General features: G+C 47.5%; 15 protein-coding genes. 10 read left to right on the plus strand and 5 right to left on the minus strand.

Annotated elements, in window-relative coordinates:
• Nucleotides 1–126: 126 nt before the first annotated feature.
• A complete protein-coding gene (locus tag ACMYR3_RS01550; protein WP_424193853.1) occupies nucleotides 127–1,608 on the minus strand; it encodes a cryptochrome/photolyase family protein in 1,482 nt (493 codons plus the stop codon).
• 41 nt (nucleotides 1,609–1,649) lie between these two features.
• On the opposite strand from ACMYR3_RS01550, the gene ACMYR3_RS01555 reads away from it, so the two are divergent.
• The 6 genes from ACMYR3_RS01555 (at nucleotide 1,650) to ACMYR3_RS01580 (ending at nucleotide 6,412) form a co-directional block, all read left to right on the plus strand.
• On the plus strand, nucleotides 1,650–2,213 hold the full coding sequence (locus tag ACMYR3_RS01555) for a YqgE/AlgH family protein (protein ID WP_424193855.1): 564 nt from the start codon (nucleotides 1,650–1,652) through the stop codon (nucleotides 2,211–2,213).
• Nucleotides 2,213–2,674 carry a Holliday junction resolvase RuvX gene (gene ruvX / locus ACMYR3_RS01560; RefSeq protein WP_424193857.1) on the plus strand — a complete coding sequence of 154 codons (462 nt, stop codon included), beginning with the start codon at nucleotides 2,213–2,215 and terminating at the stop codon, nucleotides 2,672–2,674. The genes ACMYR3_RS01555 and ruvX overlap by 1 nt, the downstream gene beginning before the upstream one ends.
• 8 nt (nucleotides 2,675–2,682) lie before the next feature.
• Nucleotides 2,683–3,216: a bifunctional pyr operon transcriptional regulator/uracil phosphoribosyltransferase PyrR gene (pyrR, locus tag ACMYR3_RS01565; RefSeq protein ID WP_424193859.1), complete on the plus strand. Its 534-nt coding sequence runs from the start codon at nucleotides 2,683–2,685 to the stop codon at nucleotides 3,214–3,216.
• Nucleotides 3,209–4,156: an aspartate carbamoyltransferase catalytic subunit gene (locus ACMYR3_RS01570; RefSeq protein WP_424193861.1), complete on the plus strand. Its 948-nt coding sequence runs from the start codon at nucleotides 3,209–3,211 to the stop codon at nucleotides 4,154–4,156. Before pyrR ends, ACMYR3_RS01570 begins: the two co-directional genes overlap by 8 nt.
• A gap of 4 nt (nucleotides 4,157–4,160) precedes the next feature.
• Nucleotides 4,161–5,447 (plus strand): dihydroorotase, encoded by a 1,287-nt coding sequence (locus ACMYR3_RS01575; protein ID WP_424193863.1) that lies wholly within the window; start codon nucleotides 4,161–4,163, stop codon nucleotides 5,445–5,447.
• Between the two features lie 173 nt (nucleotides 5,448–5,620).
• On the plus strand, nucleotides 5,621–6,412 hold the full coding sequence (locus tag ACMYR3_RS01580) for a lysophospholipid acyltransferase family protein (RefSeq protein WP_424193865.1): 792 nt from the start codon (nucleotides 5,621–5,623) through the stop codon (nucleotides 6,410–6,412).
• A 217-nt stretch (nucleotides 6,413–6,629) separates the two neighbouring features.
• Here the strand turns inward: ACMYR3_RS01580 and ACMYR3_RS01585 are convergent, their stop codons facing one another.
• Nucleotides 6,630–7,451 carry a symmetrical bis(5'-nucleosyl)-tetraphosphatase gene (locus ACMYR3_RS01585; protein WP_424193867.1) on the minus strand — a complete coding sequence of 274 codons (822 nt, stop codon included), beginning with the start codon at nucleotides 7,449–7,451 and terminating at the stop codon, nucleotides 6,630–6,632.
• A gap of 225 nt (nucleotides 7,452–7,676) precedes the next feature.
• On the opposite strand from ACMYR3_RS01585, the gene ACMYR3_RS01590 reads away from it, so the two are divergent.
• Genes ACMYR3_RS01590 through ACMYR3_RS01605 form a run of 4 tightly spaced genes read left to right on the plus strand, consistent with a single transcriptional unit; the run spans nucleotide 7,677 to nucleotide 12,554 of the window.
• Complete coding sequence (locus ACMYR3_RS01590; protein ID WP_424193869.1) at nucleotides 7,677–8,639, plus strand: MraY family glycosyltransferase; 963 nt, start codon at nucleotides 7,677–7,679, stop codon at nucleotides 8,637–8,639.
• Nucleotides 8,640–8,648: 9 nt separating this feature from the next.
• Complete coding sequence (locus ACMYR3_RS01595) at nucleotides 8,649–10,592, plus strand: polysaccharide biosynthesis protein (protein ID WP_424193871.1); 1,944 nt, start codon at nucleotides 8,649–8,651, stop codon at nucleotides 10,590–10,592.
• 42 nt (nucleotides 10,593–10,634) lie between these two features.
• Entirely contained in the window at nucleotides 10,635–11,567 is a 933-nt protein-coding gene (gene rfaE1 / locus ACMYR3_RS01600; protein WP_424193873.1) for a D-glycero-beta-D-manno-heptose-7-phosphate kinase, read from the plus strand.
• A 39-nt stretch (nucleotides 11,568–11,606) separates the two neighbouring features.
• Complete coding sequence (locus ACMYR3_RS01605) at nucleotides 11,607–12,554, plus strand: glycosyltransferase family 2 protein (RefSeq protein ID WP_424193875.1); 948 nt, start codon at nucleotides 11,607–11,609, stop codon at nucleotides 12,552–12,554.
• Nucleotides 12,555–12,605: 51 nt separating this feature from the next.
• On the opposite strand, the gene ACMYR3_RS01610 is transcribed toward ACMYR3_RS01605, so the two are convergent.
• From ACMYR3_RS01610 to ACMYR3_RS01620, 3 genes are read right to left on the minus strand one after another with little or no spacing between them, the layout of a single operon-like run.
• Nucleotides 12,606–13,706, minus strand: coding sequence for a glycosyl transferase (locus tag ACMYR3_RS01610; RefSeq protein WP_424193876.1), 1,101 nt, complete (start codon nucleotides 13,704–13,706; stop codon nucleotides 12,606–12,608).
• Nucleotides 13,703–14,803, minus strand: a complete 1,101-nt coding sequence (wecB, locus tag ACMYR3_RS01615) for a non-hydrolyzing UDP-N-acetylglucosamine 2-epimerase (RefSeq protein ID WP_424193878.1) — start codon at nucleotides 14,801–14,803, stop codon at nucleotides 13,703–13,705. The genes ACMYR3_RS01610 and wecB overlap by 4 nt, the downstream gene beginning before the upstream one ends.
• Nucleotides 14,800–15,207: a GtrA family protein gene (locus ACMYR3_RS01620; protein ID WP_424193880.1), complete on the minus strand. Its 408-nt coding sequence runs from the start codon at nucleotides 15,205–15,207 to the stop codon at nucleotides 14,800–14,802. Before ACMYR3_RS01620 ends, wecB begins: the two co-directional genes overlap by 4 nt.

Genomic DNA, 15,207 nt, shown 5'->3' on the forward strand with positions numbered 1-15,207 from the left:
TTAGGATGCCTCATGGTACGCTTTGCCAGGTTAAACGCACTTGTCTGCGAGCGCTTTCAGTGGTGGTGAGTGCGCTGATTTTGCTGGCTGAGTTGAAGCAGCAAATTGAGCAGCACCAAATTGAGATTACGACTCATCCTCTTTGATTGACTTCACCACCGCATAGCGCGCCAGCGTCTGTTGACGAGCCAGATCATGCTGCACAATCGGCATGGGATAGTGTTCACCCAACACCATGCCGCAAGCTTTGAGTTCAGCCGGTTTCATGAGCCAAGGCGCATGTATGAAGCGATCCGGTAACTTGGCCAGTTGCGGCAAATAGCGGCGAATGAATTTACCTTGCGGATCAAATTTTTCGGACTGCGTGACCGGATTAAAAATCCGAAAGTAGGGTTGGGCATCGCAACCACTCGATGCCGCCCATTGCCAGCCACCATTATTGGCGGCCAGATCAAAGTCGTTTAACTGACGCGCAAAATACGCCTCGCCCCAGCGCCAGTCAATGCCAAGATCCTTGGTCAAAAAACTGGCGGTGACCATGCGCAAGCGGTTGTGCATATAACCGGTCTGATTCAGCTGCAGCATGGCCGCATCCACCAGCGGATAACCGGTGCGACCTTCGCGCCAGGCAGCAAACAGGTCGTGCGCATGTTCACCCTGTTCCCAGGCAATGGCCTCGTAAGCCGGTTTGAATGCCTGCCCAACCACCCGAGGATGATGAAACAGGATCATGAAGTAAAAGTCGCGCCAGATCAGTTCACTCAGCCATACCTCGGCCCCGCGTGAGCCTTGCAGCATGTGTGCATGGGCAGCGCGTGCCAGAGTGCGAATGGAAATGGTGCCAAAGCGCAAATGTACCGATAGATAACTGACGCCCTTGATGGCCGGAAAATCCCGTCGCTCGTGGTAGTGATCGATTCGCGCCAAAAAATCGTCCAACAGATTTTGTGCGCCGCTGGCGCCAGTGGGGATTTTCAGATCGGCCAGATTGGTCGGCGTAAAACCAATCGATTGCAGGCCGGGAAGCGCGTATTGCTTGAGCCGTTCATCGCGTTTGGCCAGTCGATCCAGATAAGTTACCACAGGATAAGCCTGCAGATAAAACGGCGTGAGTGTTTTCAGCCAGGCATTTTTGTAGGGGGTAAAAACAGAAAAAGGTTTGCCAACCTGACTGAGCACCTCGTTTTTTTCAAAGATGACCTGGTCTTTAAAACTCAGCCACTGTTGCCCTTGCTGATTTAAGACTGCCGCTACTGCGGCATCGCGCTCAATCGCGGCAGGTTCGTAATCATGATTGGCAAAGACCGCATCCACCTGCAAAGCTTTGGCCAATGCTGGAATCGCTGCACTAGCCAGGTCGTGCAGCACCAGTAATTGGCTGCCTGCTGTCTGTAAGCGGGCATCCAGTTCTAGCAGGCTTGTATGGATGAATTCGACGCGTCGGTCGGCCTTGGGCAGGGGTTTTAAAATGGCTTGATCAAACACAAAACAGCAATACACCTTTTGGCTTGATTTAAGCGCATGATAGAGAGCGGCATGGTCATCAAGCCGCAAGTCACGGCGTAGCCAGACCAGCGCCGAAGAGAATTGAGGTTTTTCTGCAGACATACGACTAGTCAAATCCTGAATCAAGTAAAATCCCGTGCATTATGGCCGATAGCATTAATCTTACACATCAATTCCTCATTGCCATGCCCAACATGGTCGACGCCATCTTTGCGGGCACTGTGGTTTATGTTTGCGAACATAATGAGCGCGGCGCTCTGGGCCTGGTGATCAATCGCCCCACCGACCTCAATCTGCAAACCCTGTTTGAGCGAATAGAGCTGTCACTCGATATTGAGCCACTGGCTGCACAACCTGTGCTGTTTGGTGGTCCGGTGCAGGCCGATCGTGGTTTTGTGTTGCATGAGGCCATGGGCAGTTATATGTCATCGCTGATGATTACCGACAAGCTCGAAATGACCACCTCAAAAGATGTACTTGAAGCCATTGGCCAAGGGCAGGGGCCAAAACGTCTATTGGTGACATTAGGCTATGCGGGCTGGAGCGCTGGCCAGGTTGAAGAAGAAATCGCCAATAATGGCTGGTTAACGGTGGAAGCCGACGAGCGCATTATTTTTGACGTGCCGATCGAAGAACGTTTCAACGCTGCAATTCGTCTGCTGGGTTTTGATCCGGCCATGCTATCTGGCGAGGCAGGCCACGCATAATGGTGCCAGCAACTCAGCAATTTCAACCCGAAGCCACCCTGTTGGCCTTTGACTATGGCATGAAGCGGATTGGTGTTGCCGTCGGCAATACCGTCATGCAATCGGCGCGGGCGCTCACCACGCTGGCCAATCGCGATCGCATCAGCCGTTTTGCCCAAATTGAAAAACTGCTGGCCGAATGGCAGCCACAGCGACTGGTGGTGGGTTTACCAACCCATCCGGATGGTGCCGAACACGCGATGACGCAGCAATGTCGCCGTTTTGCCAATCAACTGCATGGCCGCTTTAATCTACCTGTGGTGCTGATTGATGAGCGCTATTCATCAGTGGCCGCCCAAGCCAACGGTGAAAAGGATATTGACGCTGAATCGGCGCGTATTATTCTGCAGCAATATTTTGATGAACCGCCGTTGGTTGCTGCCTTCGCCAGCACCACTTCTTCCACATCAACCGGGCTCTGAACGCCATCATGAACGCACTCAATCTTCATGCTGAAAATCTGTATCAGCAACTGCTGGCACAGATTGCCGATGTCATCAGCCAATCGAGCCAATCCTGGGCGGTCGTAGGCATTCATAGTGGCGGTGCCTGGATTGCCGAACGACTGGCAACTGATCTGGCCAGCCGATTGAAACTTGAGCATTCCTTACCACTGGGTTTTGTCAGTACTGCGATGCATCGCGATGACTTTGCTCAGCGTGGCATGAGCGGCCATAGCCATAGCACACAGCTTTCGTTTGATGTGAATGATCATGCGATCTTGCTGGTGGATGATGTCTTGCACACAGGCCGTTCGGCACGTGCTGCGGTCAATGAGATTTTTGATTTTGGCAGGCCGGCACGCATCGATCTGGCCGCGCTGGTGGATCGAGGTGGTCGTCAACTGCCTATTGCCGCGCGTTTTTGTGCCCATACCCTGACTTTGCCTGACAGCCAGAATTTAGTGCTGTCCCGTGCGACTAACGGAAAATTCACCTTGCACCTGGAGGACGCGGATGCGTAACCCACAACTAAATGAACATGGCGAGCTCAAGCATCTGTTGAGTATTGAAGGTTTGCCTAAAAAAACACTGATTCAAATTCTGGATACGGCGGAATCATTTTTATCGGTGTCGGATCGTGAAGTCAAAAAAGTGCCATTGTTGCGTGGCAAGAGTATTTTCAATCTGTTCTTTGAAAATTCAACACGCACACGGACCACCTTTGAGATTGCCGCCAAGCGCCTGTCGGCGGATGTGATCAATCTGAACATCAATGCGTCCAGTACTTCCAAAGGGGAGTCGCTGCTCGATACCATCAATAACCTGTCGGCGATGAATGCGGATATGTTTGTGGTGCGTCACGCCAGCTCTGGTGCGCCCTATTTGATTGCCCAGCACGTCGCACCGCATGTGCATGTGATCAACGCCGGTGATGGTCGTCATGCCCATCCGACCCAGGGTTTGTTGGATATGTACACGATTCGTCACTATAAAAAGGATTTCACCAATTTAACGGTGGCCATCGTCGGTGACATCTTGCACTCACGCGTGGCCCGCTCCGACATCCACGCGCTCACCACACTTGGTGTGCCGGAAGTACGTGCAATTGGCCCACGTACCTTGTTGCCAAGTGGTCTGGAACAAATGGGTGTGCGGGTGTTTCATGATATGAACAAGGGCTTGAAGGATGTGGATGTGATCATCATGCTGCGCTTGCAAAACGAGCGTATGAAAGGTGCATTGCTGCCTTCAGCTGGTGAGTATTTCAAGAACTATGGTCTGACACCAGAAAAATTGGCTCTAGCCAAACCCGATGCCATTGTGATGCATCCGGGGCCGATGAATCGGGGGGTGGAAATTGACAGTGCCGTGGCCGATGGTGCGCAATCGGTCATCTTGCCGCAGGTAACCTTTGGTATTGCAGTACGAATGGCCGTCATGGGCATTGTGGCAGGGAATTGAAATAATGAAAATTCAAATTAAAAATGGTCACTTGATTGATCCGGCCAGTGGCGTGAATGGCAAGCACGATATTTTTATTGCTGCAGGCAAGATTGCTGCGATTGGAATTGCACCAGAAGGTTTTCATGCCAATAAGACCATTGATGCGACGGGTTTGATTGTTTGCCCGGGACTGGTGGATTTGAGTGCGCGCTTGCGTGAACCTGGTTATGAATACAAGGCCACGCTGGAGTCTGAAATGCTTGCCGCGATGGCCGGTGGTGTGACCAGTCTGGTTTGTCCACCTGATACCGAGCCGGTCTTGGACGAGCCGGGCTTGGTGGAAATGCTCAAGTTTCGCGCTAAAAATTTGCAGCAGGCACACGTTTATCCATTGGGTGCACTGACTGTCGGTCTAAAAGGCGAAGTCATTACCGAAATGGCCGAGTTGACCGAGGCGGGTTGTATCGGCTTTGCGCAGGCTGAATTTCCGATCACCGACACGCAAGTCATGCTGCACGCGTTTCAATATGCCAACACCTTTGACTTTACGGTATGGTTGCGTCCGCAAGACCCTTACTTGGGGCGTGGTGTGGCGCATAGTGGCCCCGTAGCGGCGCGACTCGGTTTGTCGGGTGTGTCGGTGATGTCAGAGACGCTGGCCATGCACACGATTTTTGAGTTGATGCGAGCTTCGGGCGCACGGGTGCATTTATGCCGGATTTCGAGCGCGGCGGGTGTGGCGCTGGTGCGTGCCGCCAAGGCCGAAGGCTTGCGGGTAAGCTGCGATGTGGCAATTCATAACGTGCTGCTGACTGATGTGGATATTGGTTATTTTGATTCCAACTACCATCTGCAGCCGCCATTGCGTAGCGGTCGTGATCGCGATGCCATCTGGCAAGGGCTGGCCGATGGCACGATCGATGCCATTGTGTCGGACCACACGCCAGTGGATGATGATGAAAAACTGCTACCCTTTGGCGAGTCTTCTCCCGGTGCCACGGGTTTGGAGTTGCTGTTGACGCTCACGCTCAAATGGGCCGAGCAACAGAAGGTCGATCTATCGGTCGCACTGGCTAAAGTCACCGCCAGTGCTGCGCAATTGGCAGGCATTGATGCCGGTCATTGCAAGCCGGGCAGCAGTGCCGATCTGTGTCTGTTTGATCCGAATCTGCCTTGGACGGTTGTAGCCAAGGCCTTGCAGAGTCAGGGTAAAAACACCCCATTTTTGGGCTACGAGCTGACGGGCAAAACGGTCATGACTTTGGTGGCGGGTGAAATTCGTTATCAGGGAGCTTCCCTGTCAGAATAGATACTGATTGGTAGTATAAATAATAGGCTATATAAAATGCACTATACAAGGCTATTATTGGATGTACTACTTAAGAGTATAAGTATTTTTGGGATTTTTAAGGTTGAATTGACGGACGACGGTGCGTTGTCTTTAACCATCAGCTTATGATGATTTTTCTGGAACGGTAGTCGATGCGTTTTGCCTTACGCTTTACCCTGTTGATTCTGCATTTATTGCGCGGCCTTCTGACTTGCGCCGTACTCTTTCCCCTTATTTCGCCAGCATCGCAACATCATCATATTCAACGCTGGTCGCGCCGTGCCCTGAAAATCTGTGGTTTGCGAGTTCAAATTGTGGGTCGCTGGCCGCAGAGCGAGGTGGCCAAGCGAGGTTTACTGGTGGTGTCCAATCATATTTCCTGGCTGGATATTTATGCGATTCATAGTGTCAAGCCAGTGCGCTTTATCGCCAAATCCGAAATCCGTGGCTGGCCGCTGGTGGGTTGGTTGTGTGAGAAGACCGGTACCATTTTTATCGAGCGCGGTAGTCGCAAAGATGCGCATCGCATCATGCACCATATGGCCGATCTGCTGCGTGAGGGGCATGCGCTCTCGGTGTTTCCGGAAGGCACCACCAGCGACGGGCTGGATCTATTGCCGTTTCATGCCAATCTATATGCGGCAGCAGTGACATCGGCGAGTGATATTTTGCCAATCGGTCTGGCCTATCTCGATGCCGGTGGCGCTATCAGCACGGCACCCGCCTATATCGGTGATATGAGTCTGATTGATTCGATCCGACTGATTCTGGCGCACCACAATCTGACTGTGCAGGTCACCATCGGTGCGCCGATTGATCCGCATGCCCATACCGAGTTATCGCCGGGTGAATTGCGTCGCTGGCTGGCGCAACAATCACGCGATCAGATTGCCGCTTTGCGATCTGGTTTGAAAAGGCCGGAGATGATGGACAAGGCGGCTTGAATCAATGATAAGCCAAGGTAAGGGTTTATGAAGCTTTTGCCACAAAGACGCGAAGCGCATTAAGGACACACTAGACACACTAAAAAGCCGGGTTACGTTCTATGCTTTTTTGAGAAAATAGCTAGATAACCTTTCGTATTTTTTGTTCTGCTTGTTTGAGTGGCGAACGCTGGTCCATGTCTTTCCTTGGTGGTTAAGTTGGTTTGATTGGCTTTGACTAGCCTGGTTGTTGTGCTGCTGGACAGTCCACTTGAAATACTTCGCGTTGACCAGGGTCAGTTGTCAGTTTGACGGCACTCAGTTTGCCACCCCACACGCAACCCGTATCCAGCCCAATCAAGTTGTCGCGCAGGGTGAGTCCCAGCGTGGACCAATGACCAAATACCACCGTGACATCTTGGGTTTGTCGATTTGAGACGTCAAACCAGGGCATGAAACCGCCGGGAGGATTGGCGGCACTTTCGGTACTGCTGAAGTCCATGACACCATCGGCCGTGCAAAAACGTATACGAGTGAGGGCATTGACGATGACACGCCAGCGTTTGGCCCCCTTGAGTGAACTGTGCCATTGGTCAGGCTGATTGCCATACATCTGCGCCAGAAAATCCACATAATCGGGGCCGCGTAATTGTTCTTCGACTTCCGCCGCCAGATCCATTGTCTGTGCCAGCGACCATTGCGGTAACACACCGGCATGAACCAGTAAATGGCCATCTGCAAAATGCGCCAGCGGTTGTTGGCGCAGCCAATCAAGTAGCTCGGCCGAGGCCGGTTGCAGTAACTCGGTGAGCGTATCGCGCTTAGCCGGAGGACGAATGCCATGGGCGACGGCCAGCAGATGAAGGTCATGATTACCTAAAACGGTGATATATTTTTGCTGGCGCAACCAGTTCAATACGGCATGGGAGTCGGGGCCGCGATTGACCAGATCACCAGCAAACCAAAGCTGGTCTTTGCTGGGTTGCAAAGCCAGTTTGCTGATCAATTGCTGGAGTGGCGTGGCACAGCCTTGCAAGTCGCCAATGGCAAAAATCGACATGAATAAATAATCTCAATAAGTAAAGCGTAAAAAGGTAAACAGGCCAATACTGTAGCAAATCTATCGTAGTACAGATCTTTAGTCGATAAAGCCATCTGATTCAGTTAGAATGTTTTGCTAACAATAAATTCCTTTGAAAATCAAAGAACTATTCCACAAAACATGATGCTGGCACTCAGTTGCTTTATTTTGGCATGGCTCGTGAGTAGCCTGTGCTTAAGCACCATGCTCAAAAAAAAATGGCTGGTTCAAACCCTGGATCAGCCCAATCACCGCTCCTTGCACGTCCAGCCGGTGCCTCGTACTGGTGGAATTGCCATCATGCTGGGCATTTTGGCGGGTGTATTACCGTTGTTTTTGCTTAAGATGAATGACACGGCAGGATCGACTTTGCTGGGTGTCGTTGTCATCGGAATTGGCTTGTCCATCGTTGCAAGATTGGATGATTTGTATCATTTAAGTCCTTTGACGCGGTTGGTGGTGCAGGTCTTAGCTGCTGCAACGGCCAGCCTGCTGATTGTGGGAGTGCCCATCACAATGCCGCAGTTATGGGTGGTTTTGGTCGGAGTGATGAGCGTGGTCTGGATGACCAATCTCTATAACTTCATGGATGGTGCCGACGGCTTGGCTGGCGGGATGGCTTGTATTGGTTTTGCCTGTTACGCATTGGCTGCCTGGTTGGGTAATGCCCATCATCTGGCTGGTTTTTGTCTGGCTATCGCTGGTGCAGCGTTGGCTTTTTTGCGTTTCAACTTTTATCCCGCCAAAATATTTATGGGTGATGTGGGTTCCATTCCATTAGGTTTTTTTGCCGGAGCCATTGCCTGGCAGGGTGTGCAAATGCATGTTTGGTCAGTATTTTTTGCGGTATTGGCTTTTTTGCCTTTTATTTACGATGCCACGGTTACGCTGATCAAAAGACTGGGGCAGGGTAAAAAGGTGTGGTTGGCCCACCGCGAACATTTCTATCAAAAATTAGTCCTATCCGGAGTCAGTCACGACAAAGTGGCTTGGTTTGCTTATTTGTGCATGATCGTATGTGGTTTGTGTGGTGTGTATGTGCTCAACTTCAGCTGGATTGTGCAGGCCAGTGCGTTGACAGCCATGCTCGTTTTATTGGCAGCGCTCTCTGTGTTGGTACAACTGCGGTATCGGCAAGTTGGCAAGCCTGAAAATCAATATCAATAGAAATTGACTATGACACAATTCAAGATAACTGATCTGAGTGGCACAGTACGCAATGGTATGGCAATGCTATTTGACGTGTTGGTTGCCGCCGCGGCATGGTTAAGTGGGCATTGGTTCCGCTTCAATCTGGATATTCCGCCATTTTTTCATAATGCCATGTGGGCTACCTTACCGGTAGTGGTGCTGATTCAGTTGGGTAGCTTCTGGTCGTTTGGTTTATATCGCGGCATCTGGCGTTATGCCAGTATTCATGATCTCAAGCGCATTGTGATGGCGGTGCTGTTTGCAGCGATATTGGTGCCTGCGGTACTGCTGCTCTGGCGCTATGGTGAAGGTGTGCCGCGTTCAATTTACATGCTCAATCCGCTCATGCTGATTTTAGGTATGTGTGCTGGCCGAATCAGCTATCGTGCCTGGAAAGAGCACGCTACCTATGGTGAATTCAAGGAGCAAGGCAAGCCCATCCTGGTCTTTGGTGCGGGCGATGTGGCGGCTGGCTTGCTCAAGGAAATTGAGCGTAGCGCCGAATGGCAGGTAGTAGGTTTACTCGACGATGACCCAGCCAAACTGGGGCGCTCCATGAAGGGCGTCAAAGTGTTGGGGCGCTGGAGCGAATTGTCGCGCGTTGCCGTACAAACCAAAGCGCGTCACGCTATTCTTGCGATTCCCAATCCGGATCAGAAAATTCGTCGTCGTATTTTTGAGTTGTGTGAAGAGTCGGGCGTTAAAGTGCTGATCATGCCAGATATGGATGACATTGTGAGTGGGCGCGTACAAAACTCGCAAATTCGTCAAATCGAACTGGAAGACCTATTGGGGCGTGATCCGGTTTCACTGGATATCAGTGGTTTGTCCAACTTCTTTTCGGCAAAGTCCGTGTTGATTACGGGCGCTGGCGGCTCGATTGGTTCAGAAATCTGTCGGCAGATTGCCAAATATCGTCCCAGCGTGATGATCTGTTTTGAGCAAAGTGAATTTGCACTCTACAAAATTGTGGAAGAGTTCGGTTTTCGCTTCCCTTCAATCAGAATTGTGCCGGTAGTGGGTGATGTCAAGGATGCGGTGCGGCTTGATGAGGTGATGGCTAAATTTCAACCCAGGATTGTTTTTCATGCTGCTGCTTACAAGCATGTGCCTTTGATGGAAGAAAATAATGCCTGGCAGGCAGTAAAAAATAACGTGCTGGGCACTTATCAGCTCGCACGAGCGGCCAATAAATATGAAGTTGAAAAACTGATTTTTATTTCCACAGACAAAGCGGTCAACCCTACCAATGTGATGGGTGCAACCAAGCGACTGGGTGAAATGCTACTGCAAAAATTCCAGAGCCATAGCAACACAAAATTCATGATGGTGCGTTTTGGTAATGTGCTTGGTTCCAATGGGAGTGTCATTCCTAAATTCAAGGAACAGATAGAACGCGGTGGCCCGATTACGGTAACGCATCAGGATATGACCCGCTATTTCATGACCATTCCTGAGGCCAGTCAATTGGTGCTGCAAGCAGGTTTGATGGGGCAGGGTGGTGAAATTTTTGTGCTGGATATGGGGGAGCCGGTGAAGATCATGGATCTGGCTCGTGACATGATCAAATTGTCCGGCTACACCGAAGAGCAAATCAAAATCAAGATTACTGGATTGCGCTCGGGTGAAAAGCTGTTTGAAGAATTGCTTGCTGACAATGAAAAAAACATGCGAACAGCGCATGCCAAATTATGGGTTGCCAAAGTGGAGTCCATCATGGATGGCATCAGTTATCAATCGCTGGTGAGCTGGATTGAGGATGTCAAAACATACCGGGATACGGAAGTCAAACTTAAGCTCAACAGTTTTGTACCAGAGTATGTGGTTGGCAAAATGGAGGCAGCTGCACCTGTTAAGATCGTGGCCGATAACACGATCAGGTCTATTGATAGGGATGATAATTTACCTGAGCAGCTTGCTAAGCAATAAATAAAACAAATAATCCTGACCAGCTTGGCTGGGTCATAGGCAATGACAATGAATCTACAAAAAATTCAACAAGCCAGCGTTTTTGTTGCTGGCGATATCATGTTAGATCGTTACTGGTTTGGCCAAGTGGAGCGAATTTCGCCAGAGGCACCGGTGCCGGTTTTAAAGGTTGATCATACTGAAGACAGGCTCGGTGGCGCTGCGAACGTTGCCAGAAACATCGTTTCACTCGGTGCACAGGCGGCTTTAATGGGCGTGATTGGCGACGATGAAGCTGGCAATATCGTTGAACAATTACTGAATAAAGATCACATCAAATCGCATTGCATTCGTGACCCGCTGATTCCTACCATCATCAAATTGCGTGCTATTGGCCGTCAGCAACAGCTATTGCGTATTGATTTTGAAAAGACGCCTGATTCAACACTGATCAGTAATCAACTCAATTTATATAAGAGTCTGCTTGAAGGCTATAACACGCTGGTCTTGTCCGATTACGGCAAAGGTAGTCTGGCATGTGTGTCCGACATGATCCTTGCCGCCAAATCGCTAGGAAAGAATGTGTTGGTTGACCCCAAAGGGGATGACTATAGTCGCTATCATCATGCGTCTATTCTTACCCCGAACCGCGCTGAGTTACGTCAGGTTATTGGCAAATGGCAAAATGAAGAAGACCTCACAAACAAAGCTCAAAATTTGCGTACATCATTGAATCTCGATGCCTTGCTTTTGACCCGTTCAGAAGAAGGTATGACGCTCTATCAAAATAACCAGGTCAACCACTTCCCTGCACAAGCCAGAGAAGTTTTTGATGTGAGCGGTGCAGGTGATACGGTGATTGCCACATTGGCTGTGATGCTGGATGCCGGTATGCCAATCGTTGAGGCGGTTGCCATGGCCAATCAGGCTGGCGGTATTGTTGTTGGCAAGTTGGGGACGGCGACTGTGACGGCTGAAGAGTTGTTGATTTCTTAATAGCGATGTATATCTGAACTTATTAGTCATTCAGTCAAGATGTCGTTAAAGGAAACTAATCAAGAGCATGTTACTGTAGCCATTTTGATGGGTACTTATAATGGTGAAAATTTTTTAAAAGAACAACTGGACTCTATTGTTGATCAAACCTTTTCTGATTGGGCTATTCATGTCTCAGATGATGGCTCTACAGATAGAACAGTTGAAATTCTAGAAAACTATAAAACGAATTTAGGTGAGAAAAAAATATTCATTAGAAATGGTCCGCACAGGGGTTTTGTCGCCAACTTTTTATCTTTGGCCTGTGATGAGTTTATCAAGGCTGAATTTTATGCATATTGCGATCAAGATGATATATGGGAGCAGGATAAATTAGAGCGAGCAATTAAGTGGTTGAATGAAGTGCCGACTGCAACGCCAGCCATGTATTGTTCGCGTACAAGTCTGATAGACTCAAATGGCAAAAGTATTGGATTTTCTACACTGTTCAAGCGTCCGCCCAGTTTTGAAAATGCACTGGTGCAAAGTATTGCTGGCGCAAACACAATCGTTTTTAATCAAGCAGCAAAAGATTTGCTGATTAAAGCTGGCTCTGATGTTGATGTGCCATCACATGATTGGTGGTTATATTTGGTCGTTACTGCTTGTGGTGGAGTGGTTAAGTATGATGCGCATCCATCGGTGCGGTATCGTCAGCATGGGAAGAATTTGGTCGGAAAAAATCTAGGCTTTAGAGCGTTTTTTAAAAGATTGGCAATGGGAGTTGGTGGTACTTTTTCTAAGTGGACTGATCAACATTTGCTGGGATTAGATAAATTGGTGGATCTAATATCCTTTGAGTCAAAGGTAAGATTGTCTCAATTCAGAGCATATAAGACAGCTAACCGGCTGAGTCGACTGGTTCTTTTTAAGAAGCTAGGTATTTATCGGCAGACAGTACTAGGAACTCTCATACTTAAGGTCGCCGCTTTTTGGGGAAAGTTATAATTATCGAGTCTAGCTAGTATATGCAATATTTAATAATTGAAATATGTATGTCTAGATAATGTTTGCAGTGGAAAATCGAGTATCCCAAGAGTTATTAATACAAAACTCTTTGGCTTTTTTAGGGTCTCTCTTGTAGAGCAGAGCCTTTTCAATTACGTGATTAATAGCCGCTCCCTTCTTGCAAATAAAGACATTTGTATTTGTAGCGCGATATGACATTTCGCCAAAATCTGTGGAAATAATGGCTAAGTCCAGTGCCGTATATTCATAGTATTTAATAGGGTCTACTGATTTAGTCAGAGTATTTATTTTGAATGGAATAAGTCCAATGTCAAAATCATGCATGTATTCGATGGCTTGTAGATGATGGCAAGGCGGATGTATTTCTATATTACGTGGCAAGTCGGTAGGATTTGATACAAATACTGGCCCGATTAATCGAACTATATCAGATGGTCTTGCTTTAGCAAGTTCAATAACCCATTCCCAGTCGAACCATGATCCAATGGTTCCAACATATCCTAATATTTTTTTTTCTCTCTCCGGTTTAAAAAATTCTCTTGTCGATATGGATTCGGTATCTAAACCATTAAATATAAGTTGTATGTCACATCTAAACTTGCTCCATAACTTATATAAATTCGTAGAAGATGTCAGCATATGAGTGACGCCATTTACTATTTTTTGTTCTCGCGAATAAATGGCGTGTCTGGAAATACCAGAATAAAAAGCAGAAAAATCATCCATAGCATCATAGATGGAAATGCTATTTTTCATTCGTCTCAAAACGGTTAGTGCAAACGCAGAAGGTTTTCCAATCAATAATAATGTGTCTTGATTGTTGGAAAACTCATCTATTCTTTTCAATGTTGATTGCCATATTAAAGCATTAACCCATGCTGAGCATGGTAAAGGCTCAATTGGTAGGGCAGATGGTTTAATAACTTGTAGCCATTGTGGTGATTTGTTTACAGCTTTTGAAGCTGTACGGCGCAATCTTTGCAAGTCGCTTATTGATGGTAAGCGCGTGGGATATGGGTCAATCCATAAAACATTCCCATTGGTTTGAGTATGGAACCACATAACAAACTTGTGTGGCCTTTGTGCAAAACTGACCCACTCAACTGGAGCAATATATACAAGCTGCATCAAGCGAAGTACTTTTGTAGAGTAGCAATGATTCGATTAGAGGCTTTTCCATCTCCGTAAGGGGAAATTCCAAGAGCCATTTTTTTGTAGGCAGATGAGTCATTTAGGAGTGACTGTGTTTCTCTAATAATGGATTCATAATTAGATCCGACTAGCTTTACCACCCCCAGTTTTACTGCTTCGGGGCGTTCGGTCTCATCACGCAAAACTAATACAGGCTTGCCCAGCGCAGGAGCCTCTTCTTGAACTCCTCCGGAATCGCTGATAATTAAATACGCTCGTTTCATTGCGGCAATAAATGGAGCGTAGTCTAAAGGATCATGTAGGATAATGTTTTTACATTCACCTAGCAGTTCATAAGCTACGTTTTTTATATTCGGGTTGGGATGAACGGGATAAAGAATCTGAATATCAGGGTTGGTTTCTGACAGTGTCTTGAGCGCAAGACAAATATTTTTAAATGGGTCACCAAAATTTTCGCGACGATGTGATGTAACTAATATTAGTCGTTTATTATCATCTAGCGGAATATTTAGATGAGTCTCCTTAGACGCTGTCATTAATAAAGCATCAATTACTGTGTTGCCTGTAACAACAATGTCGTGGTCTTTTACTCCTTCTTTGAGTAAGTTTTGACGCGAGCTTTCGGTCGGGGCAAAGTGCCAGCGTGTTAGACAACCAGCAATCACACGGTTAGCTTCTTCTGGAAAAGGGTTTTGCATATCCCAAGTGCGTAATCCAGCTTCAACATGGCCAAATGGAATTCTATGATAGAAGCAAGCTAGAGCTACACTCATTACTGTCGTAGTATCACCTTGTGCCAGAACAAGGTCAGGTTTCTCCGTATCTAAGATATTATCAAGTTCTAACAAAATTCTTGCGGTCAAAGATGTTAGAGCTTGATTGGGTCGCATGATATCTAAATCTATATCTGGCTGAATATCAAAGAAATTTAATACTTGATCAAGCATACCGCGGTGTTGGGCTGTGGCAAGAACCTTTACATTTGCCCATGGTTGTTGTTTTAAGCCAATAATAAGTGGGGCCATTTTGATGGCCTCTGGGCGAGTGCCAATCACACATAATATTTTTTTATTCATAATTCAATATTGTTGTACTTTGTTGGAGTATTGTTTGTTAGTACCCATCGACTCATTAGATAAGTTATTGGTATCATAATTATAGAAACTAATATTGGCCCTATTTGGGTTGAGATATTGAAAATTTCGATAAATAGACTCAAAAATAATGCAGATAAAAGATATTGAGTGAGATAGACTAACGGATAGGTTGCTAAACTCTTTAATCTAACAGGTTCTTTAAATACTAAAGTGGTATTTAAATAATAAGAGATTAAGATTCCTATTCCATATGCAATGGTGTACGCTATTTGATAGTATGTAATTTCTTGTAATAGATAGTAGAGTCCTAATGTAACTCCAGTATTGAGTGTTCCAACAGCTAGAAATCGAACCCAGCGCATAAATTTATAACGCGTATGCAT

Origin of the sequence: Ampullimonas aquatilis (assembly GCF_049675895.1) — a bacterium.
In the GTDB taxonomy this organism is placed as follows: Bacteria; Pseudomonadota; Gammaproteobacteria; order Burkholderiales; family Burkholderiaceae_D; genus Ampullimonas; species Ampullimonas aquatilis.

What these genes read in the sequence shown, in the direction of transcription:
- ACMYR3_RS01550 (WP_424193853.1), bottom strand. Translation starts at nt 1,608, where the DNA reads ATGTCTGCAGAAAAACCTCAATTCTCTTCGGCGCTGGTCTGGCTACGC.
- ACMYR3_RS01555 (WP_424193855.1), top strand. Translation starts at nt 1,650, where the DNA reads ATGGCCGATAGCATTAATCTTACACATCAATTCCTCATTGCCATGCCC.
- ruvX (WP_424193857.1), top strand. Translation starts at nt 2,213, where the DNA reads ATGGTGCCAGCAACTCAGCAATTTCAACCCGAAGCCACCCTGTTGGCC.
- pyrR (WP_424193859.1), top strand. Translation starts at nt 2,683, where the DNA reads ATGAACGCACTCAATCTTCATGCTGAAAATCTGTATCAGCAACTGCTG.
- ACMYR3_RS01570 (WP_424193861.1), top strand. Translation starts at nt 3,209, where the DNA reads ATGCGTAACCCACAACTAAATGAACATGGCGAGCTCAAGCATCTGTTG.
- ACMYR3_RS01575 (WP_424193863.1), top strand. Translation starts at nt 4,161, where the DNA reads ATGAAAATTCAAATTAAAAATGGTCACTTGATTGATCCGGCCAGTGGC.
- ACMYR3_RS01580 (WP_424193865.1), top strand. Translation starts at nt 5,621, where the DNA reads ATGCGTTTTGCCTTACGCTTTACCCTGTTGATTCTGCATTTATTGCGC.
- ACMYR3_RS01585 (WP_424193867.1), bottom strand. Translation starts at nt 7,451, where the DNA reads ATGTCGATTTTTGCCATTGGCGACTTGCAAGGCTGTGCCACGCCACTC.
- ACMYR3_RS01590 (WP_424193869.1), top strand. Translation starts at nt 7,677, where the DNA reads ATGCTCAAAAAAAAATGGCTGGTTCAAACCCTGGATCAGCCCAATCAC.
- ACMYR3_RS01595 (WP_424193871.1), top strand. Translation starts at nt 8,649, where the DNA reads ATGACACAATTCAAGATAACTGATCTGAGTGGCACAGTACGCAATGGT.
- rfaE1 (WP_424193873.1), top strand. Translation starts at nt 10,635, where the DNA reads ATGACAATGAATCTACAAAAAATTCAACAAGCCAGCGTTTTTGTTGCT.
- ACMYR3_RS01605 (WP_424193875.1), top strand. Translation starts at nt 11,607, where the DNA reads ATGTCGTTAAAGGAAACTAATCAAGAGCATGTTACTGTAGCCATTTTG.
- wecB (WP_424193878.1), bottom strand. Translation starts at nt 14,803, where the DNA reads ATGAATAAAAAAATATTATGTGTGATTGGCACTCGCCCAGAGGCCATC.
- ACMYR3_RS01620 (WP_424193880.1), bottom strand. Translation starts at nt 15,207, where the DNA reads ATGCATACGCGTTATAAATTTATGCGCTGGGTTCGATTTCTAGCTGTT.